Here is a 21,019-nt window from a genome sequence, read left to right as displayed (position 1 = left end):
CCGGCGCCGATCACCCCTTCCCCTGCGGCCTGCGGACTGGCAGCCTGCCGCCATGCTCACCTTCACCTTGCTCGACCTCTCCGCCTTCCTGTGGTTCGTCCTGTGCTGGGTCGGCTATGGCTGGCTGACCGACCGCAGCCGCTTCGGCCAGGCCACCCTGAACCGGCAGATGAACGAGCATCGCCGGCGCTGGATGGCCCAGATGCTGCGGCGCGACGTGCGCATCATCGACACCCAGATCATGGCCTCGCTGCAGAACGGCACCGCCTTCTTCGCCTCGACCTCGCTGATCGCAATCGGCGCCGCCTTCACGCTGCTCGGTCAAACAGAGCGGCTGATCGAGGTGTTCGGCGACCTGCCGCTCAATTCGGCGACCAACCGCTCGGACATCGAACTGAAGGTTCTCTTCCTCTGCGCCATCTACGGCTACGCCTTCTTCAAGTTCGGCTGGGCCTACCGAGTTTTCAACTATGCCGCCATCCTGATCGGCGCGGTGCCGTCCGTCTCTGAGAACGATCCGGGCGCGGAATTGGCGGCCCGCCGGGCCGCCGACATGCAGATCATCGCGGCGAGCCACTTCAATCTCGGCCTGCGCGCCTTCTTCTTCTCGATCGGCTTTCTCGGCTGGTTCGTGAACGCCTGGATCTTCATGGCGTCGACGACCTTCATCCTGGCCGTTCTGCTTCGCCGTCAGTTTTCTTCGAGCGCGAGGGTCATTGCCGGACTGGAGGCGGATCAGGGCGCCGGGAACCAGTCGTCGGATCGGCCGGCGAGCCTATAGGCGACGAGGCCGAGATATTCGCGCACTGCAATGTCGAAGATCACCATGTTCTGGACCGGCGAATCCGGGATCAGCCGGATCTGCCCGAAGCCGCGGCTGCGGTAGTCGACCGGATAGGGCACCAGTCCGGGCCAGCCGACCTTGCGGAAGATGCCGACGGCGCGCGGCATGTGGAAGGCCGAGGTGACCAGCAGCCAGCGCGAACCGGCGGCCGGCTTGACCAGATCGCGGGTCAGGACGGCATTTTCCCAGGTGTCGCGCGACTGGCCCTCGAAGGTCATGCGCGCTTCCGGCAGGCCGAAGTCGAGAAACAGGCGCCGGGCGATCGCCGCCTCGCTGAAGCTCTGGTCGATGAGATCGCCGGTGCCGCCGGTGAAGACGATCCGGGCCTCCGGATATTCGCGCGCGAGCCGGGCCACGATGGTCATCCGTTCGGCCGCATCGCTCAGCGCGTAGCTGCCCGGGCGCCGGTCGTTGACCTTCTCGTCGAGCGCCCCGCCCAGGATGACGATGCCGTCCGGTGCCGGCTCGACCCGTTCGGGCAGCGGGAAGCGGTCCTCCAGCGGGGCGATCGACAGCGGCGCCAGCGGCGTGAAGCCGATCAGAAGCAAGCCGAGCACCGTGACGGTCACAAGCCGGCGCCCGGCGCGCCCGTACCGCGTGCGCATCAGGAGCACGCCGAGCGCCAGCAAGAGCAGGGCGAAGGTGACCGGACGGACGATCGCGAAAGTCACCTTCGCCAGGATGAAGAACACGGTGCTTCGCCTCCTCGATGCCGACCGCTCGATGGCAGCGGCCGGTAGAAACATTCGGCCAACTCAATCAATCCGAAACGATTAACGCGCAATCATGCTCAACAATGTGGCGACTGCGTGCACCGCCGAACGAGAAGACTGCGCCGAAGAGCCGAACCGCACGTAGATTCAATCACTTGCCGACTTGGCGCGAATCGACGGGATCGCATCATGGCGCGGGATGGGGGTGACATGAAGAACGGCAAGCAGTCTGCAGTGCCGCAGTTCGGATTGCGGGCGAAGATCGGCTTGATCGCCGCCCTGGCGGGTGCGGGCGTGACGGCGGTCGGAGCGGTCGGCTGGCACGGTACCATGACGTTGGATGCAACCGGACGCAGTCAGCAGGCCTTGAGCCGTGTGGCGATCCAGTCCGCTCAACTCGATTCGGCCCTGCGCCAGGCGCGGGCGGAATTGATCGCCTTTTCCAATTCCCGGGCCGAGGATCGCGTCGCGCCGATGCGCGCCGCCTTCGCGGCCGCGGCCAGGACAATGACCGAACTGGCCGCCTCCCCGATCGCGGCGGAGCGGGCCAAGGAGATCGCCGAACTCGCCCGGCTCGTGCAGACCGCCACCGCGGATGTCGACCCGCTCGCCACCGCCATCGGCCGGCTCGGCTTCAGCGACAACGACGGGTTGACCCGCGAACTGATCGACGCGGCCGATGCGATCGAGACCCCAATCCGCAGCGCCACCATGGGCGGCGGCGGCGAGGACGTCTATCGGCTCGCCCACGCGCTCGCCGCCGCCCGCCTTGCGGAACTGCGCTACCGCACCACCCGCGACAAGGAGGCGGCCGGCAATTTCGACAGCTCGGTCGCGCGTCTGGAGCGCAGTCTCGGTCGCAAGGGCATCGACGGCGAGATCAAGGCGGTGGTCGAACCGGCGCTCGCCGGCTACACGGCCGCCTTCGAGGCCTGGAGCAAGACCGACGAAGCCGCCGGCCAGACCTACCGCCAACTCATCAATGCCCTCGACCTGGCCGAACCGGCCATCCAAGCCATCAGCGCGGCCGCCGCCGAAGGCATGGCCGCGGCCGATGCCGACATGGAGGCTGCGCGCGCCAACACGGCACGACTGCTGCTGCTCGGCACGCTGCTGGTGCTGATCGCCAGCGTGGCGGCGAGCGTCGCGACCGGCCGCTCCTTGACACGCCCCTTGGCACGGCTGCGCGGGGCCATGGCGGCGATCGCGGCGGGTCGCTTCGACACCCAGGTGCCCGAAACGAACCGGCCCGACGAACTCGGCGAAATGGCTCGCGCGCTGCTGGTCTTCCGCGATCGTGGCCTGGAGCGCGAACACCTGACCGGCACGCAGATTCGCGATGCGGAGAGCCGGTCGCGCCGGTCCGAATCGGTTGCCCGGCTGGTCGCCGCATTCGATGAAACCGCCGCACGCTCCGTCCAGCGCCTGCAGGATGCCGCCGGCCGGCTCGCCGGCAGCGCCGCGCATGTCGACCGCAGCGCCGGCACCGTCGCGGCGAGTGCGACCGCCGGCTCCGGGGCCGTCGGCGAGGCGACGGTGCGCATCGATGCCGCCGCCGACCAGACGCGGGCGCTCGGCCGCGCCCTGGCGGCGATCCTCGATCAGGCCCGCCAGTCCGCCGACGCGGCCGGACAGGCGGTCGACCAGTCGCGCCGGACGGCCGCCACGGTCGCCGCCTTCGCCGAACTCGGCCAGCGGATCGGCGAGGTCGTCGGCCTGATTCGCGACATCGCCGGCAAGACCAACCTGCTCGCCCTCAATGCGACCATCGAGGCCGCACGGGCCGGAGAGGCCGGCCGCGGCTTCGCGGTCGTGGCCAGCGAGGTCAAGTCGCTGGCCGGCCAGACCGCGCAAGCGACCGAAGAGATCGCCGCCCAGGTCAAGGTGATCCAGCAGACCTCCGGCGACGCGGTCGCGGCGATCGGGGCCATCGATCGGACCATCTCGGCACTGGCGGCGGCATCGAGCGCGCTGTCCGGCACGGTGGCGTCCGAGGCCGGGGCGATCGACGCCATCGTCGACGGCATGGCCCGGGCCACCGGCGAGGCCGGCCGTGGCGCAGCGGCGATGACCGATGTCGGCGGCGCAGCGGCAGAAGCCGTCCGCACGGCGGAAGGCGTCGCCGGTCTCGCCGACGAACTCGGCCGCGAAGCCGACCGGCTCTCGCACGAGGTCAGCCAGTTCCTCGAAGCAGTGCGCGCGGCCTGATCGGGCCGGCGCCCGCCGCCATCGAGGCCTTCGGAAACGAAAAAAGCGCCCGGCTCGCGTCGGGCGCTTTTTCCGTATCGCAGCGGTCCGGCAGCCACGCGGCCGGGACCCGTGACGGCCGGCCTCAGGCGAGATCGGCTACGTTGTTGATGACCTTGTTGACGAGGCCGTAGGCGATCGCCTCTTCCGGACCCATCCAGTAGTCGCGGTCGGTATCCTTCTCGACCTTCTGCAAGGTCTGGCCGGTCGCCACCGAGAACATCCCGTTCAGGCGATCGCGCATCTTGATGATCTCGCGCGCCTGGATCTCGATGTCGGTCGCCGGGCCGCCGGCGCCGCCGGACGGCTGGTGCAGCAGGAAGCGGGTGTTGGGCAGGCAGAAGCGCCGCTCTTTCGGCACCGAGATGTAGATCAGCGCGCCGGCCGAGGCGACCCAGCCGACGCCGATCATGCGCACCGGCGCCGACACGAAGCGGATCATGTCGTGGATCATGTCGCCCGATTCGACGTGGCCGCCGGGCGAGCAGACGATCACGTTGATCGGCTCCTTGGAGACATGGCTCAGCGCCAAGAGGCGCGCGGTCACGTCGCGGGCGAGTTCCTGCGTGATCGTGCCGGTGATCAGCACGTTGCGGGCTTCGAACAGATGCTTGTCGACGGGCAGCGAGGACGGAGTCTTGGTCTTCTCCTCCTCTTCCTCGTCATCCATGCGCGTGTACCAGTAGGTCTTGGGCGTGAGGATCATTCTCGACATCCGGATGGAGGAGGCGGAAAGTTCGGGCGGGTCGACCCGAGATGTAGGTGTCGGGCCGCCCGATGTCGACCCCGTTCGTCGGCTAGTCTTAAGGGAAGCCCGACGGCAGGGCAAATCGACGGCCGGACGGCCCCGCAGACCGAGAAACGGTCGATCAGCCGCGTTTGGCCCGCCACAGCGCATAGCGTGCCTTGGTCTCTTCGTTCGGCGGATAGAGGCCCGGCAGGGCGGCGCCGTTGCGCACCTCCATATGGGCCCAGCCTTCGAACAGTTCCTGCTCCAGACCGGCTTCGGCCACGGCCGTCACCATCGCCTTGGGGATGACCACCGCGCCGTCGCCGTCGGCCATGATCACGTCGCCCGGAAACACCGCCGTACCGCCGCAGGCGATCGGCTCTTTCCAGCCGACGAAGGTGAGGCCGGCGACCGAGGCAGGCGCGGCCACGCCCGCGCACCAGATCGGCAGGTTGGTCGAGCGCACGCCCGCCCCGTCGCGCATCACGCCGTCGGTGACGAGGCCGGCGACGCCGCGGACCTTCATCCGCTCGGCCAAGATGTCGCCGAAGATGCCGGCATCGCGCACCGACATGGCGTCGGCGATCGCGATGCAGCCCTCCGGCATGGCCTCGATCGCCGCCCGGGTCGAGATCGGCGAGGCCCAGCTTTCCGGCGTGGCCAGATCCTCGCGCATCGGCACGAAGCGCAGCGTGAAGGCCTCGCCGACGATCTTGTCCGCCCCGCCCGAATAGGGCATCGGCCCGCGCATCCAGCTGCGCCGGAGCCCCTTCTTCAGGAGCACGGTGGTCACCGTGGCGGTCGAGATCTGCATCAGGGCGGATTTCAGTTCGGGCGTCAGGGTCATCGCGCGGTCCGTCTGTCGTGGCGTGGGATGACCTGTGCCCCGATGCGGCACGGGATGCAACGGCCGATCGCGCGCCGAACGCGGCGGCCGGCCTCAATAGCCGCTGACCAGCAGATCCAGAGCCTTTACGATCCGATCGCGCTCGGCGGCGAGCGAGCCGACCGGTCGGCGAAGGTGCCGGCGCGCGATGGCACTCATGTCCATCACATCCAGGATCAGCGTGCGATCGCCGAACGGGAAGGTCACGAACAATTCGCCGTCCGGCGTTCCGATCGTGCCGTCCAGGAGCGGGGCAACCAGGACATGCGGCAGCAAGAGGAAACGCTGGTGCGGCATCACGAGTACGAACGGGACGGACCTGCGGCCCTCCCGATCGGGGTTATCGAAAACATCGAACTGCCTCACCGGAAGCGCCGCATGCGTTCGGAGAAGGAGCCATGTTCGTCGACATAGCGCGTGTAGTCCTCGACCCACGCGCGATTCTCCTCCGCCCAGCGCTCCGCCTCGCCCGGCGCGGCCGGGCGGATCACGCGGCGGCGCAGCAGGCGCTCGGCCTCGGCGGCGACCGACAGCCCTTCGGCTTCGATCCGGCGGGCGACCTCCTCGTCGACCTCGATCGTGATGGTACGCTTCGGCTGGACATTCATCGGCGACCCTCCGCGGAGCGCAGGATACAGCCGGCCGCATCCGCCGACAAATGCGGGCGGAGGACCGCTATCCGGCGCCCCCTCGGGCGCAGCGGCGGCGTTGCGAGACCCCGGCTGCCGTTGCGGCAGAAATTGCAGCGCGCTGTTGCCGGCAGGACCTTGCCCCAGAGCGCAGGACCCTGTTAACCCCACAGTCAGAATTCCAGTGCTAGCGTAGTTAACGAAGTCCTCTCCTGGCCGCTGATCCCTTGAAATCGCCGGATTCGCGGACGACGGAGAGGCAAGGATCGAACCGTCCGCCATGATTGCGGATGCGATTCGCGAGAGAGCCGGCATCGTGCGCCGGCCACGGAGTTTGGATATGGGTCAGTTCGATCGCAACCGGGCGCTGACGCTCGCTTCCGGCGTGGCTTTCGCAGCCTTGGTGGCTGCTGGTGCCGTCCATGCGCAGCAGGCCGGCGGCGGCACCACGCCCGTGCCGCCGAAGCCGATCACGGCCGCCCCACCCCCGCCGCCCGCTCCGCCGAAGCCGGTTGCCGCCAAGCCCGTCGCCGTGAAGCCTGTCGTGCCGCCGGGCGGCACTGCCGCGGCCCCGGCCGGAACCACCAAGCCCGCCGTCAAGAAACCTGCCGCCGCAACGGCCGCAGCCGGGACGGCCGGTGCGAAGCCTGCCGGTGCCAAGCCGCAGAAGGTCGTGTCGGCCGCGCAGAAGGTTCCCCCGGCGGCGCGTCTTGCCGCCGCGATCGCCGCGAAGACCGCACAGCCCGTGCCGCCGGTCCATGACCATGTCTCGAAGCCCTATACGGCCGCCTGCAGCAATCCGGACGCGCTCGGCGTGTCGCGCGTGCTCGAGGTCGACACCAAGGACGGGCTCTATCTGGGCCAGCTCTATCACGGCAAGCTGCCGCTCGGGCCGAAGGAGGTCGTGCTGACCTTCGACGACGGACCGATCCCGCGCAACACGGAACGGGTCCTGGCCGCCCTCGATCACGAATGCGTCAAGGCGACCTATTTCATCGTCGGCCAGATGGCCAAGGCCTATCCGGAGACGCTGCGCAAGACCGCGGCGGCGGGCCATACCATCGGCTACCACACCATGACGCACCCGCTCGACATGGTGAAGCGGCCGCTCGACTGGGCCAAGGGCAACATGTCCCAGGGCTGGCAGACCGTCGACCAGATCCTCTACGGCAAGGCCGAGGAGACGCCGGCGGTTCCGTTCTTCCGCTATCCGGGCCTGTTCAATTCGCGCGCCATCAACGAATGGCTGAACGGCATGAACATGGGCGTCTTTGCCGCTGATGCCGTCGGCAACGACTGGGTCCGCGGCTACGACGCCCAGAAGGTGATGGACTTCTCGCTGAAGGATCTCGACCGCGCCGGCCAGAGCGGCATCCTGCTCCTGCACGACACCAAGGATTCTACCGCCACGATGGTGCCGCAGCTTCTGCGCGAGTTGAAGGCGCGCGGCTACAAGATCGTTCATCTGGTGCCGAAGCAGCCGACGCCGCCGCTCGCCCACGGGCCGGTCAACGCACAGTTCCCGTCGGCCGCCCCCGCGCCGCTCGCCGAGCGCAACGTGGCGGGCTTCGATGCCGGGCGCCAGCTGGTGCAGAGCACTCAGGGCCGCGACGGCCGCACCGCCGACGGCCCGCTGCCGACCTATGACAGCGCCGCCATCAACCGCGCCACCGCCCTGCCCGCCTCGCGCGGCGAGCCGGTCGCCGGCGAAGACGGCTGGTTCGCCTCCACGGCCACATCCTTCCGCGGTCTCGGCTCGGCCATCGGGCTGTGGTGAGTATGACGGTGCAGACCAGATCGTTCGAGGGCTCTCCACGGAGGGCCCTCTTCGTTTGTGCGCTCGGCCTCGCCGCCGCGGCCTTCGGGCTGGGCCTCACCCCGGGCTCCGGCACGCCGGCCCGCGCCGCCGGCGAGACCGCCTGCACGAACCCGGCCGCGCTCGGCACCGCGCGGGTGCTGCCGGTCGACACCTCACGCGGGCTCGAAGTCGGTACCAAGAGCTACCCGCAGACCCTGCCGCTCGGCCCCAAGGAGGTCGTGCTGACCTTCGACGATGGCCCGATCGGCAAGCCGACCGAGCAGGTGCTGGCGGCGCTCGCCGCGGAATGCGTCAACGCGACCTTCTTCGTGGTCGGCGAGCAGGCCGCGGCCCATCCGGCCCTCCTGAAGCGCATCGCGGCGGCCGGACACACGATCGGCCATCATTCGATGACGCATCCGATCATGACCGGCCTCGGCTTCGAGGCCGGCAAGTCGGATATCGAGCGCGGCTGGCGCACCGTCGACCGCATCCTGACCGGCCGCGAGGGTGACCGTCCGGCCACGCCCTTCTTCCGCTTCCCCGGCTTCGCCCCGACGCCGGAGCTGGCCGCCTGGCTGAAGGCCAAGGGCATCGGAACCTTCGGCGCCGACCTCTGGGGCACCGACTGGCAGAAGACCACACCCGACGCCCTGCTGCGCCAGGTCCTCGACCGCCTCGACAAGCGCGGCGGCGGCATCCTCCTCCTGCACGACATCCACGCCCATACCGCCGCCATGTTCCCGGCCCTGCTGACGGAACTGAAGGCCCGCGGCTACCGCGTGGTGCATATCGTCCCGGGCGGGGCGGTCAGTTGAGCGGAGTCTGAAATGAGGTCGTTGCACCGGGGCGGCGGCAGAATTGATGGGCGCGGCGACGCTGGCGCGGGAATCGGTGATGAGGCCTCCGACGTCGTTCGCCCCCTCACTCCCTCACTCCCCCATCCACACCGTCTCGCCGAACAGCGGCTCGAATTCCTCGCGCAGGACCATGTCGACTTCGGGCATCGAGAGGGGCAGGCCGAGGTCGGCGAGGCTGGTGATGCCGTAGCCGGCGATGCCGCAGGGGACGATGCCGGAGAAGTGGTCGAGGTCGGGTTCCACGTTGAGCGCGATGCCGTGGTAGGTGACCCATTTGCGGATGCGGATTCCGATCGCGGCGATCTTGTCCTCGGCCGGCAGGTCCGGCGCGAGCGCGGGCTTGTCGGGCCGGGCGATCCAGACGCCGACACGGTCGTCGCGGCGCAGGCCGCGCAGGTGCCAGCGCCAGAGCACGCGGATGACCCATTCCTCCAGCGTCGCGACGTAGCGGCGCACGTCCGGCGTGCGGCGGCGCAGGTCGAGCATCACATAGGCGACACGCTGTCCCGGCCCGTGATAGGTGAACTCGCCGCCGCGCCCGGTGCGGTGGACCGGAAAGCGGTCGGGCGCGAGCAGGTCGGCGTCGCGCGCGCTGGTGCCGGCGGTGTAGAGCGGCGGGTGCTCCAGGAGCCAGACCAGCTCGCCCGCCGCCCCGGCCGCGATCGCCTCGACGCGCGCCTCCATGGCCGCCATCGCCGCCTCATAGGCGACCGGCCGGTCGCTGACGCGCCATTCGACCGGCCGCGCCCCGGCCGCCGGCAGAAGCCCCGGCGCCGCGGCGCCCTCGCCGCGCGCCACCGTCCGGCCCGGTCCCGGCGGCCTCGTCGCGCCCCGGTCCGGCTCGCCCGGGCGCCCCTGTCCGCTCGACTCGGCCTGTTCGCCCGGATCACCCAGCCCGACCGGCTCGCTCCGGTCCTCGGCATTTACCATCTGCTAACCTTCTCGCGGGTAAGGTTTCGTCAACCATTGTGGCGGGCGCGGCCCGGCCGGGCCCTGAGGGAACACGAGATGACCCCGTTCGACAACATCCCGATCGACATCTCGGTGCAACTCGGCACGACCATGATCCCGATCCACCAGCTCCTGCGCATGGGACGCGGCGCGGTGATCGAACTCGACACGCGCGAGAGCGACGAGGTGACCATCCTCGCCAACAATGTGCCGGTGGCGAGCGGCCAGGTCATCCTGCGCGGCGACCGGATCGGCATCTCGATCACCGAGGTCCTGTTCCGCGCGCCGACCGCGCGGGCCAAGGAAGCCGTCAAGCGCCTGTGAACATTTCCGGCCGATGTGCATTCGGGCTTGCACCCGGGAATCCGATTTGTTAGAGACGCGCCACTCCCGAGACGGACGGTCGCTCGTCGACGGGGACACGGTTTAGCGGTCGTGGCGGAATTGGTAGACGCGCTAGCTTGAGGTGCTAGTTCCGAAAGGCGTGGAGGTTCGAGTCCTCTCGACCGCACCAAATCTTCGGCAACGAAGTGCGAAACCCCGGACCTCTGGTCCGGGGTTTTCGTTTTTCCAGGCCTTCGGCTCCGGGCTCTTTCGGTTGCCGGCGCCTTGCCCGGCGGTGCCGCCCGCGACGGCCGGCGCGGGCTCCCTCAAAGCCGCCCGATCCGGACCTCCCCGCCGCCAAGGCCCGTGGCCTGGCCCTTGCCGTCGCCGAGAATGACCATGGTCGAGGTCTCGGCGACCGAGGGAATCGACTGCAGCTGTTCGGTGATGAAGGCCCGGAGCGCCTCGATATCCTTGACCCAGATGCGCAAGAGATAGTCGATGCTGCCGGTCACCAGCAGGCATTCGGATACCTCGGGCAGCCGCTCGACCGCGCTCAAGAACTGGTCGTGTCCGTCCGGCCCCTGCCGGGCGAGGCGCACGGAGACCATCACGCAGATGCTGTAGCCGAGCGCGCGCGGACTGACCCGCGCCGCATAGCCCTCGATCACGCCCTCGTCCTCCAGGCGGCGGATCCGGCGGCTGCAGGGCGTCGGTGAGAGGCCGACCCGCTCGGCGACATCGAGCGTCGACATCCGCCCGTCCGCCTGCAGCGCCGCCAGGATGCGCAGGTCGATTGCGTCGAGACGCGCCATGAGCGGAATTCCCTTCAAGTGAAGCATCCTTGAGCGGAACTCACCATAACATCGGCCTCCGACATCGCAAATTGGCGGGATTCGCTGCCGCCGGCGATGCTAGGACAGATGCCGAGACTGGAGCCCCGGACATGACCGCTGCCGCCGACCGGACCCCGACCGCACCCCGCCGGCCGCCCTTCGCCGGCTGGCTTGGCACCACGAACGACGTGACGAAAACCTTCCTGGCGGCCGGGAGGATCGAAGGCCTGATCAACATGGCCGGAGGCCTGCCGGCGCCGGAGACCTATCCGGCCGAGGCCCTGGCGGCGATCGCCCGGCGCGTCATCGCCGAGCATCCGCAAGATGCGCTCGGCTATGGTCCGATCGAGGGCTTGCCGGAGCTGCGCGACGCACTCGCCGCGCGGCTCGGCGGCCCGGACTTGAGCCTGACACGTGACAACATCCTGGTCACCACCAGCGGCATGCAGGGGCTCGATCTCCTCGGCAAGGTGCTGGTCGACGAGGGCGCGCTGATCGCCGCGCAGGCACCGACCTATCTGGGCGCACTCGACGCCTGGCGCCCGCGCCGCCCGCGCTACCGCGCGCTGCGGGTCGACCGGCCGGACTTCGATGCCGTGGCCGGCCTGACCGGCGCCCGATTCGGCTATGCAGTGCCGAACTTCTCCAATCCGACCGGCCGGCTGGTGCCGATGCCGGTCCGCCGCAAGCTGGCCGAGGCTGCGCTGGCGACCGGCACATGGCTGGTCGAGGACAACCCCTATGGCGGCCTGCAGTTCGACGGCGAGGCCCTGCCCCGCCTGATCGACATTGCCGCCGGTGCGCCCCCCGTCGCAGCCCCTGGCGCGGCCTATGAGGGGCCGGTGATCTATATGGGCACGCTCTCCAAGGAGATCGCGCCGGGGCTCCGGATCGGCTGTATGGTCGCCGCGCCCGAAATGATCGCGGCGCTGACCATGGCCAAGCAGGGATCGGATCTGTGCACCAGCGGGGTGACCCAGCGGATCGCTCTGGCGGCGATCGAGGACGGGCTGATCGAGCGCCTGCAGCCCGAACTGACTGCGCTCTATCGCGCCCGGCGGGACGCGCTGTGCGCGGCGCTCGCCGAGCATCTCGGCACCTGGTTCACCTTCGAAGTCCCGGTCGGCGGCATGTTCGTCTGGGTGGTGGCGCGCGACCCGCGCATCGACACCGACCGGCTCCTGAACGCCGCCCTGGAGGCCGGGGTGTGCATCGCGCCGAGCAGCGTGTTCGACGCCTCGGGTGAGGACAGAAGCGCCTTCAGAATCAACTTCACCCTCAACCCGCCCGAACGCCTCGAAGAGGGCGTGCGGCGGCTCGCCGGCGCGGTCCGTCGGCTGGCCGGCGCCTAGAAGAACGAAACTTGGGTCTGGCCGGACGGGCGCCGCCCGCCCGCAGCCGTTGCCCACCGCCAAGCCCGCAAGGAGGAGCGACCATGCCCGTCACCATCCATGAACCCGCCGTCCCGCCCCTCTCCGAGACCGATCTTGCGCGCTGGCAGGCCATCCCGATCGCCGTCGCGGTCGATCTGGCGCGCGATGCTGGCCAGATCGATCCGGCGATCCGGCCTCTAAACCCGCCCGGCCGCCAGCCACGCCTGTTCGGCCGGGCCGTGACCGCGCGCTGCGAGCCGCCGGATTTCGGCGCCGTGCTGCACGCGCTCGAGCTGATCCGCCCCGGCGACGTGCTGGTCATCGCGGCCGGCGGCCATGCGGAGACGGCGATGATCGGCGAGATCGTCGGCGGCGAACTGCGTCGGCGCGGCTGCCGCGGCTTCGTCTGCGACGGCGCAGTGCGTGATGTCGCCATGCTCGCCTCGTGGGGCGATTTCGCGGTGTTCACCCGGGCGATCACGCCGCGCGGGCCGGCCTCGGCCGATCGCGGCGCCGTCAATGCGCCGGTGGTGATCGGCGGCCGGCTGGTGTCGCCCGGCGACCTGATCATCGGCGACGACGACGGCCTGATCGCGCTGACATCGACATTCTTGACCGACCGCATCGGCGACGCCGAGGCCAAGCTTGCCCTCGAGGCCGAGTGGGAGAAGAAGCTCGGCGCCGGCCACAGCGTGATGGAGACCTTCGGCATCGCCGCGCCGGTCGTGCTCAAGGGCTGATCGGTGCCGGCACCGGTGCGGACGCCGCCGGTGTGGCCGCAGTTTTTGTCCCCACGGGCCGGCGGGTGCGGCCTGCCGGCCGCCCGGACCATTACGCCGGTCCAGTCGGGTGTCCGGCCCGTTTCAGCCGGTTGACGGCCGCATCGAGCGCCTGCAGGAAGGCCGAGCGGTCCTTGCCGGCGAAAGGCCGCGGGCCGCTGGTGACGGCGCCGGCGGAACGCAGGTCGGTCATCAGGTTGCGGGTGGCGAGCGCCATCCCGATCGAGGCCGGCGTGAAGGCGCGCCCCTTCGGGTCGATCACCGCGGCCCCGGCTTTGACGCAGCGGTCGGCGAGCGGAATGTCGGCCGTGATCACCACCGTGCCGGGCCGGGCCCGTTCGGCGATCCAGTCGTCGGCCACATCCGGGCCGGCCGGCACGACGACGCGCTCGATGAGCGGATCGCGCGGCAGCTGCATCCAGCCGTTCGAGACGACATGGACCCGGATGCCGTGGCGGCCGGCGACGCGAAACACCTCGTCCTTGACCGGGCAGGCATCGGCATCGACGAAGATCAGGAGCGGTTCGAGGCTGGTCATGCGGCTCCGGTCACGGCGTCTCGGCGAGGCGGACATTCGGGCGCGGTCCGACATGCTTTCGGCCCGGCGCCCGATTGCGAATGCAGAAAGGGCCCCCCTTGCGGAGAGCCCTTTCCGGATTTCCTTGCCCGCGGCCAGACGGCGGACACTTCGCTGCCGATCAGGCGGCGCGACTCTCGACAGAAGCGAGAATCCAGGCCACGCAATCCGACGACCGCGGAGATTCGCGAGTGAACACTGGATCACCTCCTTTCGAATGTTGAAGACACCTCATCATAGGAACACTTCCGGCGATTCGACCAGCCCCAGTTCGCGGCAGCCGTTTGAGGCGCATGCCCATCCGATAGGCAGATCCCCGCTGCCCCATCGTCAGCGTCCTGCCATGAACCCCGTGTAGTCTCGCCCCACTGCAAAGCCCCGCCCCCGTCCGCCCAAGCCCCCATCGGGCGGACCGCGGCGGGGTTATTTTTCTAAACCCTCGTTCGACCTAAGCGCTGTCTCCGCACTCTCCAAGTCGAGGCCGACGACCCAGCGGGCGATGTTGGGCGGATGGCCGTTGCGGCACAGGATGGCGAGGTCGCGCTGGCGCGGATCGGCGGTCCGGCGCCGGTTCCGGTGGTCGAAGTCCTCCCGGGTCTCATCGTCGGCCCCGTCGGCACCGGCCGGATCATCCTCGCCGCTCGGGCGCCGCCAGGGGCCGATGCGCTTGCGGCGGGCGAAGAGCAGGGCCGCCCGGCGGTCGTCGGTGCCCTCCTCGGCCAGCGTCTCGGCGATGGTGCCGCGGTCGACGCCGCGGGCGGCGAGGGTTTCCGTCAGCCGGGCCGACGACAGGCCGCGACGGCGGCCCGAGCCGACCTTCAGTTCGGCATAGCCGCGATCGTCGACCAGACCCAGTTTCCGGCAGGCCGCGACGGTCTCCGCAACTGCGGCGCCCACGGCCGACCGGTCGGGCGGATCCTCGCCGGCGGCCAAGGCCAGGCGGCGCAGCGCCTTGCGCTCGAGGATGCGCGCGAGATCGGCCTCGGTCGCCGCGTAGCGGGCGCAATGGGCAAGTGCGGCGCGGCGCAGATAGGTCGCCAGCCGCTCCATCTCCGCCTTGGCCCTGCCGGGTACTGCTTCGTCCGTCATGCTGCCGCCTCCGGGTCCGTTCTGGCCCAGTGCTCCCCTGTCTGCAATGCAGTCCCGATCACGGCGCCCCTGGCACAAACGTGATGGCCGGCTTGAAACCTTCGCCGCCCTGCTGCGGTATTGAGTGGAAGCCCCCCAACCCGTCACCGGAGCCTCAGCGTGTATCCCTGGATCGATCGTACCGGCCGCGTCTCGGCCCTGAAGGCGGTCGCCTTCGCGGCGGCCCTGGCGCCGGCCCTCTGGATCTTCCTGGAATGGCGGCTCGGCTGGCTCGGGCCGCGCCAGCTCAACGAGGCGATCCACCAGACGGGGCTGTGGTCGGTGCGCTTCCTGATCGCCACCCTGGCCGTGACGCCGCTGCGCCACATCGCCGGCTGGACGCGAATCCTGATCATCCGGCGGATGTTGGGCTTGACCGCCCTCGCCTATCTGATGCTGCATATCGGGCTCTATGCCGCCGACCAGTCGCTCGACGTGATCCGGATCGCGACCGAGATCGCGCTGCGCACCTATCTGACGATCGGCTTCGTCGCGCTTCTGGCCATGCTGGCGCTTGGCGTCACGTCGACCGACGGGATGATCCGGCGGCTCGGTGCGGAAAAATGGCGCCGGCTGCACGGCCTCGTCCATCCGATCGCCATCCTGGCGATCCTGCATTTCTTCATGCAGTCGAAGATCGATGTCAGCGAAGCCGCGCTGATGCTCGGTTTCCTGGTGCTGTTGGAACTCTACCGACTGCTCGTCCGCCGGCGGGTCCCGCTCACCGCCGCGACACTGGCTGCGACGGCCGTGGTCGGCGGGCTCGCAACGGCGCTCCTTGAGGCGGGCTGGTATGGCGTCGCGACCAAGATCCCGGCCTCGGCGGCGCTGGAAGCCAATCTCTATTTCGATCTCGCCATCCGGCCGGCCTGGTGGGTCCTCGGCGTCGGGCTCTCCGTCGCGCTGCTCGCAGCCGGGGACCGACGCCCGACCGTGAAACGGCACCGTCCGGTCGGCGGGCCCGCTGCCGCGAAAGGCTGAACGAGCCGGGTCCGATCCGGGACCCTGGCGCCGGGTCAGAGCGTCTCGGCCGGCGCTCCGGCATCCGCTGCAATCGCCGGATCCGATGACAGCCCTGCATGGCGCGCGGTCAGCCGGGCGAGCAGGACGGCGTCGGGCCCCGCGGCGCCCTCGCCGCGCACCGGCCGGTGGATCGGGATGCGGATGCCGGCCTGGTTCTCTACTCGCTCGACGACATAGTCGCCGGTCACGGTGCATTTGGGCACCATCATGAACACGGTGCCGAACTGCCTGGGGTCGCTGCGCCAGGCTTCCGCGACGCGGCGGAGCGTCTCGGCACGATGGCCGTATTCGGGCTGGTAGGCCACAACGCCGTCGAGGGTCATGTGCCGCAGGGCCTCCTCCCAGACCAGCACGGCATGAAACTGCCGGTCGACATAGTCGTCGACATATTTCTCGTAGACCAGCGCGACCACGAAGCGGAACACGTAGCAGGGCTCGCCGATCGACATCTGCACGGCCCATTCGTTGGTCAGATACTGGCCGATCATGGCCTCGATCGGCGCGTAGACGCGACGATACTTGATCTGGCGGGTATCGACCGGCGGCAGCGGCGGCAGGCCGAACTGGGCTCGGCGGGCATTGCGCCAGGCCCGGAATCTCGCGGTCAGACTGCGCTCGTTGTGCTTGATCGGGGCGAAATGGACGAAGGGCCGCTCGCGCTTGACGAAGAAGGCCTGGATGCGGACCCCGAAGGCTGTGCGTGGATTGAGATAGATCGAGGAGAGCGAGCGCGAGCCGATCAGGCTGTCCATCAGCAGCGTGCGCGACCCTTCGACATCGGCCAGCACCGCCAGCTTGCAGTCGAGCACGTTCGGCGTTTCGCGCCGCATATCCTGCCAGTAACCCGCCGCCATGCGGCCGATGAAACTGCCGGCGACGCCGAGGATGTTCTTGACCAGCGTATACAGATTCTTGCCGATCAGGCCGACGACAACGCCGATGACGAGCACCGCGAGATCCGGGAGCTTCTCGAAATCCAGTAGCTCCCGGCCCTTGGTGATCAGGTCGCTGATTTCGCTCATCCGGCCCTCGCCGCAGATGCCCTGCCCTGTCTTTAGACCAGATTGCGTTTCGACCCTATTGCTTCCAGCCGATCCGGCAATGGCTTCCTGACAGGGACGTCATCCGTTGACGCCGGACAGGCATACCGGCGCCGTCCGGCCGCGGGCATTCCCGTCGTCCCCCCGACGATGCGACCGGCGCCGCGCACACCGCCGATGGCCACCCGCATGGAAGCCGCGAAGCCCGGCGATCGCGCATGCATCCGATCGGCAGGATCGCGGGTATCCGGGTGAGACCGCGCGGCGGCATCCGGAGGCGCCCCGGATATCCGCCGCCCGGTCCCGGTCAAGTCAGGAGGACATCCATGCGCTTTCCGATTCTCGCCGCCCTGGCGCTCGGCCTCTTCGCCACCGCGCCCGCCGAAGCCGCCAGCCTCTATACCCGCCTCGGCGGGCAGGATGCCCTGGTCGCCGTCGTCGACGACTTCGTCGCCAATGTCGCCGCCGACAAGCGGATCAACGGCTTCTTCGCCCGGGCCGACATCCCGCGCCTGAAGCGCCGTCTCGTGCAGCAGATCTGCGCCGGCACGGGCGGCCCGTGCCACTACCAGGGCCGGGACATGAAGACTGCCCATGCCGGCATGGGCATCAGGAAGGTCCATTTCGCCGCGCTGGTGCAGGACCTGCAGAAAACCCTGCACAAGTTCAAGGTGCCGATGCGCGAGCAGAAGGAACTGCTCGCCATCCTCGGCCCGATGCAGAAGGACATCGTCGCGCACTGACGCAACGCTCCGCCGCCTCGGCGGAAACGCGCGGCATCGGCCCGGCCGGCCGAAAGCCTGCGGACGAGCCCCGGCGAGGTTGATGGCCTCCATCCGCCTCGCCGGCGGTCTCCGGGCTACCCCCGCCGCCGGCGACGTTCGCCGCGGCCGCCCTCGCCCGGTTCGCCCGGCGCCGTGCCGCGCGCGAAGACGCGGCCGAGCGCGGTTTCGAGATGCGGGAACGGGTCGGACTTGTGCGGGATCGCCATGGCGCCGACGAAATGCGCCTGGAAGGCCGGTTCCAGCGCGGTTTCGATCTTCTCGATGCGCCGCACGACCTCCTCGATCTCGGCCCGCGAGGCCTTGTTGAGGAGCGCGATGCGGGCGCCGGTGCCGGCCGCGTTGCCGGCCGAGCCGACGGCGGCAAGGTCGCAATCCGGGATCAAGCCGAGGATCATCGCGTATTTCACGTCGATATGGCTGCCGAAGGCGCCGGCGAGCGTGATCCGATCGAGGCTTGGCGCGCCGTAATGGTCCATCAGCAGGCGGATGCCGGCATAGAGCGCCGCCTTGGCAAGTTGGATGGCGCGGATATCGCCTTGGGTCACGGCGATGCGCGGGCCGGCCGCATCGGCCTCGCGGATGACATAAGCGAAGGTCCGCCCCTCCGCGACGATGCGGGGCGTGCGTGCCGCCAGGGTGCCGTCGACGATGCCGTCGGGCGTGACCAGGCCGGCCAGCAGCATCTCGGCGACCGCCTCGATGATGCCTGAGCCGCAGATGCCGGTGACGCCGGTCTTCGCCGTCGCCTCCGGGAAGCCGGCATCGTCAGACCAGAGTTCCGTGCCGATCACTCGGAAGCGCGGCTCCAGGGTCTCCGGATCGATGCGCAGGCGCTCGATCGCGCCCGGCGCGGCGCGCTGGCCAGAGGCGATCTGCGCGCCTTCGAAGGCCGGGCCGGTCGGCGACGAGCAGGCGAGCAGGCGGTGCCGGTTGCCGAGCACGATTTCGGCATTGGTGCCGACATCGACGAGCAGCGTCACCTCGTCCTTCAGATGCGGCCCCTCGGACAGCACCACGCCGGCGGTATCGGCGCCGACATGGCCGGCGATGCAGGGCAGCGTGTAGACGAAGGCGCCGGGCGCGAGGCTGAGGCCGACCTCGCGGGCGCGCACTTCAAGGCCGCCGTCGACGGTCAGCGCGAAGGGCGCCCCGCCCAGCTCGGTCGGATCGAGGCCGAGGAACAGGTGGTGCATGATCGGATTGCCGACCACGGTCACCTCCAGGATCTCGTCGGTGCCGATGCCAGCCTCCGCCGCCACCGCGGCCGCGAGTTCCTGCAGCGCGCCGCGCACCGCCGCGGTCATCTCGGCATCGCCGCCGGGATTCATCATCACATAGGAGACCCGGCTCATCAGGTCCTCGCCGAACCGGATTTGCGGGTTCATCAGGCCCGAGGAGGCGAGCACGTCGCCGGTGACCAGATCGCACAGATGGGCCGCGATGGTGGTCGAGCCGATATCGACCGCCAGCCCGCGCAGGGTGTCGCGGAAGCCCGGGAACAGGGCGACCAGGTCGCGGCCCTTGCGGATCGCCGCCGTCACCTTCCATTCGCCGGCGCGCAAGGCCTTCTGCAGCCCCTTCAGGACCGCCGTGTCGGCATGGATGTCGGCAAGCCCCCACTGCGCGGCCAGCGCCTCCTGCAGGCGGCGGAAATCCGACGAGGGATCGTGCATGTCGGGCTCGCGCACCTCGACATAGTGCAGGTGGACGAGCGGATCGACCTTGACCGGATAGGCCTCGGCGCGCTTGCGCACGACCTGGCGGTGGACCTGGCTGTCGGCCGGCACGTCGATGACCAGATCGCCGCAGACCTTGGCCTGGCAACCGAGCCGGCGGCCGGCCTCCAGCGCGCCGCGCTTGTCGGCATAGCGCGCCTCGACCGCGTTCCAGGGCGAGACATGGTCGGCGGCCGACTTGATGCCGAGCTTCGGGTTGGCGCCCTCGGTCGGCACGATCTGGCAGCGCCCGCAGATGCCGCGCCCGCCGCACACCGAATCGAGATCGACGCCGAGCCGGCGCGCGGCTTCGAGCACGGTCGTGCCCTCGGGAAAGCGCTCGCGCTTGCCCGAGGGCGAGAAGAATACCAGGTGGTCTTTGGCCAAGGCTGCTACCCCGATCGCCGGCTCGTGTGCCGGCCCGTCCGACCCGGTCTATCCGTCCGCCCTCCGCACGGAAAGACCGGGCGCGATGCCGTCGTCAGGCCCGAGGCCGCCTGTCGGGGGCGCCCCGCGTGGGGCCCGTCCGACAGGAGCCGCCCGACGCGACCGCTCAGCCGCGCGCGCGGCGGCGGCCTTCGCGCTCGCGGCGCCCGCCGCCGCCCTCCGGGTTCGGCGTCGCGCCCTCGGGCGCCGGCTCGCGGAACTTGCGGATCCAGCTCATGCAGTTCGGGTCGTGGCCCATGACCACGTCGGCGCCGAGAATCGCCTGGATGTCCTCGTTGTGCAGCGGGTTCATGATCGCGGAAGTCATGCCGGCGCCGATCATCATCGGCAGGAAGGCGGCATTCAGGCCGCGCCGGTTGGGCAGGCCGAAGGAGAAGTTCGAGGCGCCGCAGGTGGTGTTGACCTTCAGCTCGCCCTGGAGGCGGCGCAGCAGATACATCAGCCGGGCGCCGGCGTCGTTGATCGCGCCGACCGGCATGACCAGCGGGTCGACCACCACGTCCTCGCGCGGGATGCCGAAATCGGCCGCGCGCTCGACGATCTTCTTGGCGACGGCATAGCGCACGTCCGGGTCTTCCGAGATGCCGGTCTCGTCGTTGGAGATGGCGACCACGGCGGCGTTGTACTTCTTGATCAGCGGCAGGACGCGCTCCAGCCGCTCCTCCTCGCCGGTGACCGAGTTGACCAGCGCCTTGCCCTTGTAGACGGCGAGCCCCGCCTCCAGCGCCTCGACGATCGAACTATCGATCGACAGCGGCACGTCGACGGTCTCCTGCACCAGCTTGATGCAGTCGGCCAGGATCTTCGGCTCGTCGGCAAGCGGGATGCCGGCATTCACGTCCAGCATCTGCGCGCCGGCCTCGACCTGCGCCAGCGCGTCGGCGACAACGCGGGAATAGTCGCCGGCCGCCATCTCGGCCGCGAGCAGCTTGCGGCCGGTCGGGTTGATCCGTTCGCCGATCATCACGAAGCGGCGATCGAAGCCGATCACGACCTTGCGCTTTTCGGAGGTGATGACGGTCTCGGTCATGGCTCTCAAGGGTCCGGAAATCGTTGGCGTTGTCCGAACGCTAGGGGTGCGGCCGGACACAGGCTGTCCTGCATGCGACTTGGCCCGAAACGCGCGCGCCTTCAGGTTCAGACAGGCGTCACGAGATTGATACAAACTTCGAAAATGATGCAATCTTGAATATACACTGCGCGCATCGCAACACCCGATGCACAAACGGAGCAGCGACTGCAATCCGTTAGCATCCACTAGGACCTGTTGACAAATAGGATTCCGTTCTTCGACCTCCCGTGATTCAAGGTTGCCTTCGAGAGGAGGCAGTCGT

General features: G+C 69.4%; 21 protein-coding genes and 1 tRNA gene. 10 read left to right on the top strand and 12 right to left on the bottom strand.

Going from position 1 to position 21,019, the window contains the following annotated elements:
• Nucleotides 1-52 precede the first annotated feature (52 nt).
• Entirely contained in the window at nt 53-781 is a 729-nt protein-coding gene (locus tag KL771_RS27415; RefSeq protein WP_261971694.1) for a DUF599 domain-containing protein, read from the top strand.
• Here the strand turns inward: KL771_RS27415 and KL771_RS27410 are convergent.
• The gene (locus KL771_RS27410) at nt 736-1,536 is read right to left on the bottom strand and encodes a YdcF family protein (protein WP_261971693.1); all 801 of its coding nucleotides are present in this window, start codon (nt 1,534-1,536) and stop codon (nt 736-738) included. The genes KL771_RS27415 and KL771_RS27410 overlap by 46 nt on opposite strands.
• Before the next feature lie 231 nt (nt 1,537-1,767).
• On the opposite strand from KL771_RS27410, the gene KL771_RS27405 reads away from it, so the two are divergent.
• Entirely contained in the window at nt 1,768-3,765 is a 1,998-nt protein-coding gene (locus tag KL771_RS27405; protein WP_261971692.1) for a methyl-accepting chemotaxis protein, read from the top strand.
• A 124-nt stretch (nt 3,766-3,889) separates the two neighbouring features.
• Here the strand turns inward: KL771_RS27405 and KL771_RS27400 are convergent, their stop codons facing one another.
• The 4 genes from KL771_RS27400 to KL771_RS27385 all read right to left on the bottom strand — a co-directional run bounded on the left by KL771_RS27400 (nt 3,890) and on the right by KL771_RS27385 (nt 6,028).
• Nucleotides 3,890-4,510, bottom strand: coding sequence for an ATP-dependent Clp protease proteolytic subunit (locus KL771_RS27400; protein ID WP_083463273.1), 621 nt, complete (start codon nt 4,508-4,510; stop codon nt 3,890-3,892).
• 163 nt (nt 4,511-4,673) lie between these two features.
• The gene (locus KL771_RS27395) at nt 4,674-5,381 is read right to left on the bottom strand and encodes a ribonuclease activity regulator RraA (protein WP_261971691.1); all 708 of its coding nucleotides are present in this window, start codon (nt 5,379-5,381) and stop codon (nt 4,674-4,676) included.
• A 93-nt stretch (nt 5,382-5,474) separates the two neighbouring features.
• The gene (locus tag KL771_RS27390) at nt 5,475-5,786 is read right to left on the bottom strand and encodes a CcdB family protein (RefSeq protein ID WP_261971690.1); all 312 of its coding nucleotides are present in this window, start codon (nt 5,784-5,786) and stop codon (nt 5,475-5,477) included.
• Nucleotides 5,783-6,028: a type II toxin-antitoxin system CcdA family antitoxin gene (locus KL771_RS27385; RefSeq protein ID WP_261971689.1), complete on the bottom strand. Its 246-nt coding sequence runs from the start codon at nt 6,026-6,028 to the stop codon at nt 5,783-5,785. The genes KL771_RS27390 and KL771_RS27385 overlap by 4 nt, the downstream gene beginning before the upstream one ends.
• 361 nt (nt 6,029-6,389) lie before the next feature.
• On the opposite strand from KL771_RS27385, the gene KL771_RS27380 reads away from it, so the two are divergent.
• Both KL771_RS27380 and KL771_RS27375 read left to right on the top strand, forming a co-directional pair.
• Nucleotides 6,390-7,826: a polysaccharide deacetylase family protein gene (locus KL771_RS27380; RefSeq protein WP_261971688.1), complete on the top strand. Its 1,437-nt coding sequence runs from the start codon at nt 6,390-6,392 to the stop codon at nt 7,824-7,826.
• An 8-nt stretch (nt 7,827-7,834) separates the two neighbouring features.
• A complete protein-coding gene (locus tag KL771_RS27375) occupies nt 7,835-8,665 on the top strand; it encodes a polysaccharide deacetylase family protein (RefSeq protein ID WP_261971687.1) in 831 nt (276 codons plus the stop codon).
• Between the two features lie 114 nt (nt 8,666-8,779).
• Here KL771_RS27375 and lipB read toward each other — a convergent pair whose 3' ends face one another.
• The gene (gene lipB, locus KL771_RS27370) at nt 8,780-9,637 is read right to left on the bottom strand and encodes a lipoyl(octanoyl) transferase LipB (RefSeq protein ID WP_261971686.1); all 858 of its coding nucleotides are present in this window, start codon (nt 9,635-9,637) and stop codon (nt 8,780-8,782) included.
• Nucleotides 9,638-9,715: 78 nt separating this feature from the next.
• On the opposite strand from lipB, the gene KL771_RS27365 reads away from it, so the two are divergent.
• Together KL771_RS27365 and KL771_RS27360 are read left to right on the top strand one after the other, a co-directional pair.
• Nucleotides 9,716-9,982 carry a FliM/FliN family flagellar motor switch protein gene (locus tag KL771_RS27365; protein WP_054357286.1) on the top strand — a complete coding sequence of 89 codons (267 nt, stop codon included), beginning with the start codon at nt 9,716-9,718 and terminating at the stop codon, nt 9,980-9,982.
• A gap of 105 nt (nt 9,983-10,087) precedes the next feature.
• A tRNA-Leu gene (locus KL771_RS27360) sits at nt 10,088-10,172 on the top strand.
• A 136-nt stretch (nt 10,173-10,308) separates the two neighbouring features.
• Here the strand turns inward: KL771_RS27360 and KL771_RS27355 are convergent.
• Complete coding sequence (locus KL771_RS27355) at nt 10,309-10,797, bottom strand: Lrp/AsnC family transcriptional regulator (protein ID WP_261971685.1); 489 nt, start codon at nt 10,795-10,797, stop codon at nt 10,309-10,311.
• Nucleotides 10,798-10,928: 131 nt separating this feature from the next.
• Here KL771_RS27355 and KL771_RS27350 point away from each other — a divergent pair, with 131 nt between their 5' ends.
• Both KL771_RS27350 and KL771_RS27345 read left to right on the top strand, forming a co-directional pair.
• Nucleotides 10,929-12,170, top strand: a complete 1,242-nt coding sequence (locus KL771_RS27350) for an aminotransferase-like domain-containing protein (RefSeq protein ID WP_261971684.1) — start codon at nt 10,929-10,931, stop codon at nt 12,168-12,170.
• An 83-nt stretch (nt 12,171-12,253) separates the two neighbouring features.
• A complete protein-coding gene (locus tag KL771_RS27345; protein WP_261971683.1) occupies nt 12,254-12,931 on the top strand; it encodes an RraA family protein in 678 nt (225 codons plus the stop codon).
• 91 nt (nt 12,932-13,022) lie between these two features.
• On the opposite strand, the gene KL771_RS27340 is transcribed toward KL771_RS27345, so the two are convergent.
• Nucleotides 13,023-13,508 (bottom strand): YaiI/YqxD family protein, encoded by a 486-nt coding sequence (locus KL771_RS27340; RefSeq protein WP_261971682.1) that lies wholly within the window; start codon nt 13,506-13,508, stop codon nt 13,023-13,025.
• A gap of 462 nt (nt 13,509-13,970) precedes the next feature.
• Nucleotides 13,971-14,636 (bottom strand): regulatory protein RecX, encoded by a 666-nt coding sequence (locus KL771_RS27335; protein ID WP_261971681.1) that lies wholly within the window; start codon nt 14,634-14,636, stop codon nt 13,971-13,973.
• Between the two features lie 159 nt (nt 14,637-14,795).
• On the opposite strand from KL771_RS27335, the gene KL771_RS27330 reads away from it, so the two are divergent.
• Nucleotides 14,796-15,656 carry a protein-methionine-sulfoxide reductase heme-binding subunit MsrQ gene (locus KL771_RS27330; RefSeq protein ID WP_261971680.1) on the top strand — a complete coding sequence of 287 codons (861 nt, stop codon included), beginning with the start codon at nt 14,796-14,798 and terminating at the stop codon, nt 15,654-15,656.
• 35 nt (nt 15,657-15,691) lie between these two features.
• Here KL771_RS27330 and KL771_RS27325 read toward each other — a convergent pair whose 3' ends face one another.
• Nucleotides 15,692-16,720 carry a hypothetical protein gene (locus tag KL771_RS27325; protein ID WP_261971679.1) on the bottom strand — a complete coding sequence of 343 codons (1,029 nt, stop codon included), beginning with the start codon at nt 16,718-16,720 and terminating at the stop codon, nt 15,692-15,694.
• Nucleotides 16,721-17,064: 344 nt separating this feature from the next.
• Between KL771_RS27325 and KL771_RS27320 the strand changes: the two genes are divergently transcribed.
• Complete coding sequence (locus KL771_RS27320) at nt 17,065-17,481, top strand: group I truncated hemoglobin (protein ID WP_261971678.1); 417 nt, start codon at nt 17,065-17,067, stop codon at nt 17,479-17,481.
• A 116-nt stretch (nt 17,482-17,597) separates the two neighbouring features.
• On the opposite strand, the gene KL771_RS27315 is transcribed toward KL771_RS27320, so the two are convergent.
• Complete coding sequence (locus KL771_RS27315) at nt 17,598-19,625, bottom strand: ASKHA domain-containing protein (protein WP_261971677.1); 2,028 nt, start codon at nt 19,623-19,625, stop codon at nt 17,598-17,600.
• 166 nt (nt 19,626-19,791) lie between these two features.
• Nucleotides 19,792-20,715 carry a dihydropteroate synthase gene (locus KL771_RS27310; protein WP_261971676.1) on the bottom strand — a complete coding sequence of 308 codons (924 nt, stop codon included), beginning with the start codon at nt 20,713-20,715 and terminating at the stop codon, nt 19,792-19,794.
• Between the last annotated feature and the right edge of the window lie 304 nt (nt 20,716-21,019).

It is taken from the genome of Prosthecodimorpha staleyi, assembly GCF_018729455.1.
Lineage (GTDB): Bacteria > Pseudomonadota > Alphaproteobacteria > Rhizobiales > Ancalomicrobiaceae > Prosthecodimorpha > Prosthecodimorpha staleyi.
This window is presented reverse-complemented; position numbering and strand designations above follow the sequence as displayed.

Excerpts from the sequence above, each read along its gene's own strand:
- KL771_RS27415 (WP_261971694.1), top strand. The coding sequence starts at position 53 with ATGCTCACCTTCACCTTGCTCGACCTCTCCGCCTTCCTGTGGTTCGTC.
- KL771_RS27405 (WP_261971692.1), top strand. The coding sequence starts at position 1,768 with ATGAAGAACGGCAAGCAGTCTGCAGTGCCGCAGTTCGGATTGCGGGCG.
- KL771_RS27400 (WP_083463273.1), bottom strand. The coding sequence starts at position 4,510 with ATGATCCTCACGCCCAAGACCTACTGGTACACGCGCATGGATGACGAG.
- KL771_RS27395 (WP_261971691.1), bottom strand. The coding sequence starts at position 5,381 with ATGACCCTGACGCCCGAACTGAAATCCGCCCTGATGCAGATCTCGACC.
- KL771_RS27385 (WP_261971689.1), bottom strand. The coding sequence starts at position 6,028 with ATGAATGTCCAGCCGAAGCGTACCATCACGATCGAGGTCGACGAGGAG.
- KL771_RS27380 (WP_261971688.1), top strand. The coding sequence starts at position 6,390 with ATGGGTCAGTTCGATCGCAACCGGGCGCTGACGCTCGCTTCCGGCGTG.
- lipB (WP_261971686.1), bottom strand. The coding sequence starts at position 9,637 with ATGGTAAATGCCGAGGACCGGAGCGAGCCGGTCGGGCTGGGTGATCCG.
- KL771_RS27365 (WP_054357286.1), top strand. The coding sequence starts at position 9,716 with ATGACCCCGTTCGACAACATCCCGATCGACATCTCGGTGCAACTCGGC.
- KL771_RS27355 (WP_261971685.1), bottom strand. The coding sequence starts at position 10,797 with ATGGCGCGTCTCGACGCAATCGACCTGCGCATCCTGGCGGCGCTGCAG.
- KL771_RS27350 (WP_261971684.1), top strand. The coding sequence starts at position 10,929 with ATGACCGCTGCCGCCGACCGGACCCCGACCGCACCCCGCCGGCCGCCC.
- KL771_RS27345 (WP_261971683.1), top strand. The coding sequence starts at position 12,254 with ATGCCCGTCACCATCCATGAACCCGCCGTCCCGCCCCTCTCCGAGACC.
- KL771_RS27340 (WP_261971682.1), bottom strand. The coding sequence starts at position 13,508 with ATGACCAGCCTCGAACCGCTCCTGATCTTCGTCGATGCCGATGCCTGC.
- KL771_RS27335 (WP_261971681.1), bottom strand. The coding sequence starts at position 14,636 with ATGACGGACGAAGCAGTACCCGGCAGGGCCAAGGCGGAGATGGAGCGG.
- KL771_RS27325 (WP_261971679.1), bottom strand. The coding sequence starts at position 16,720 with ATGAGCGAAATCAGCGACCTGATCACCAAGGGCCGGGAGCTACTGGAT.
- KL771_RS27320 (WP_261971678.1), top strand. The coding sequence starts at position 17,065 with ATGCGCTTTCCGATTCTCGCCGCCCTGGCGCTCGGCCTCTTCGCCACC.
- KL771_RS27310 (WP_261971676.1), bottom strand. The coding sequence starts at position 20,715 with ATGACCGAGACCGTCATCACCTCCGAAAAGCGCAAGGTCGTGATCGGC.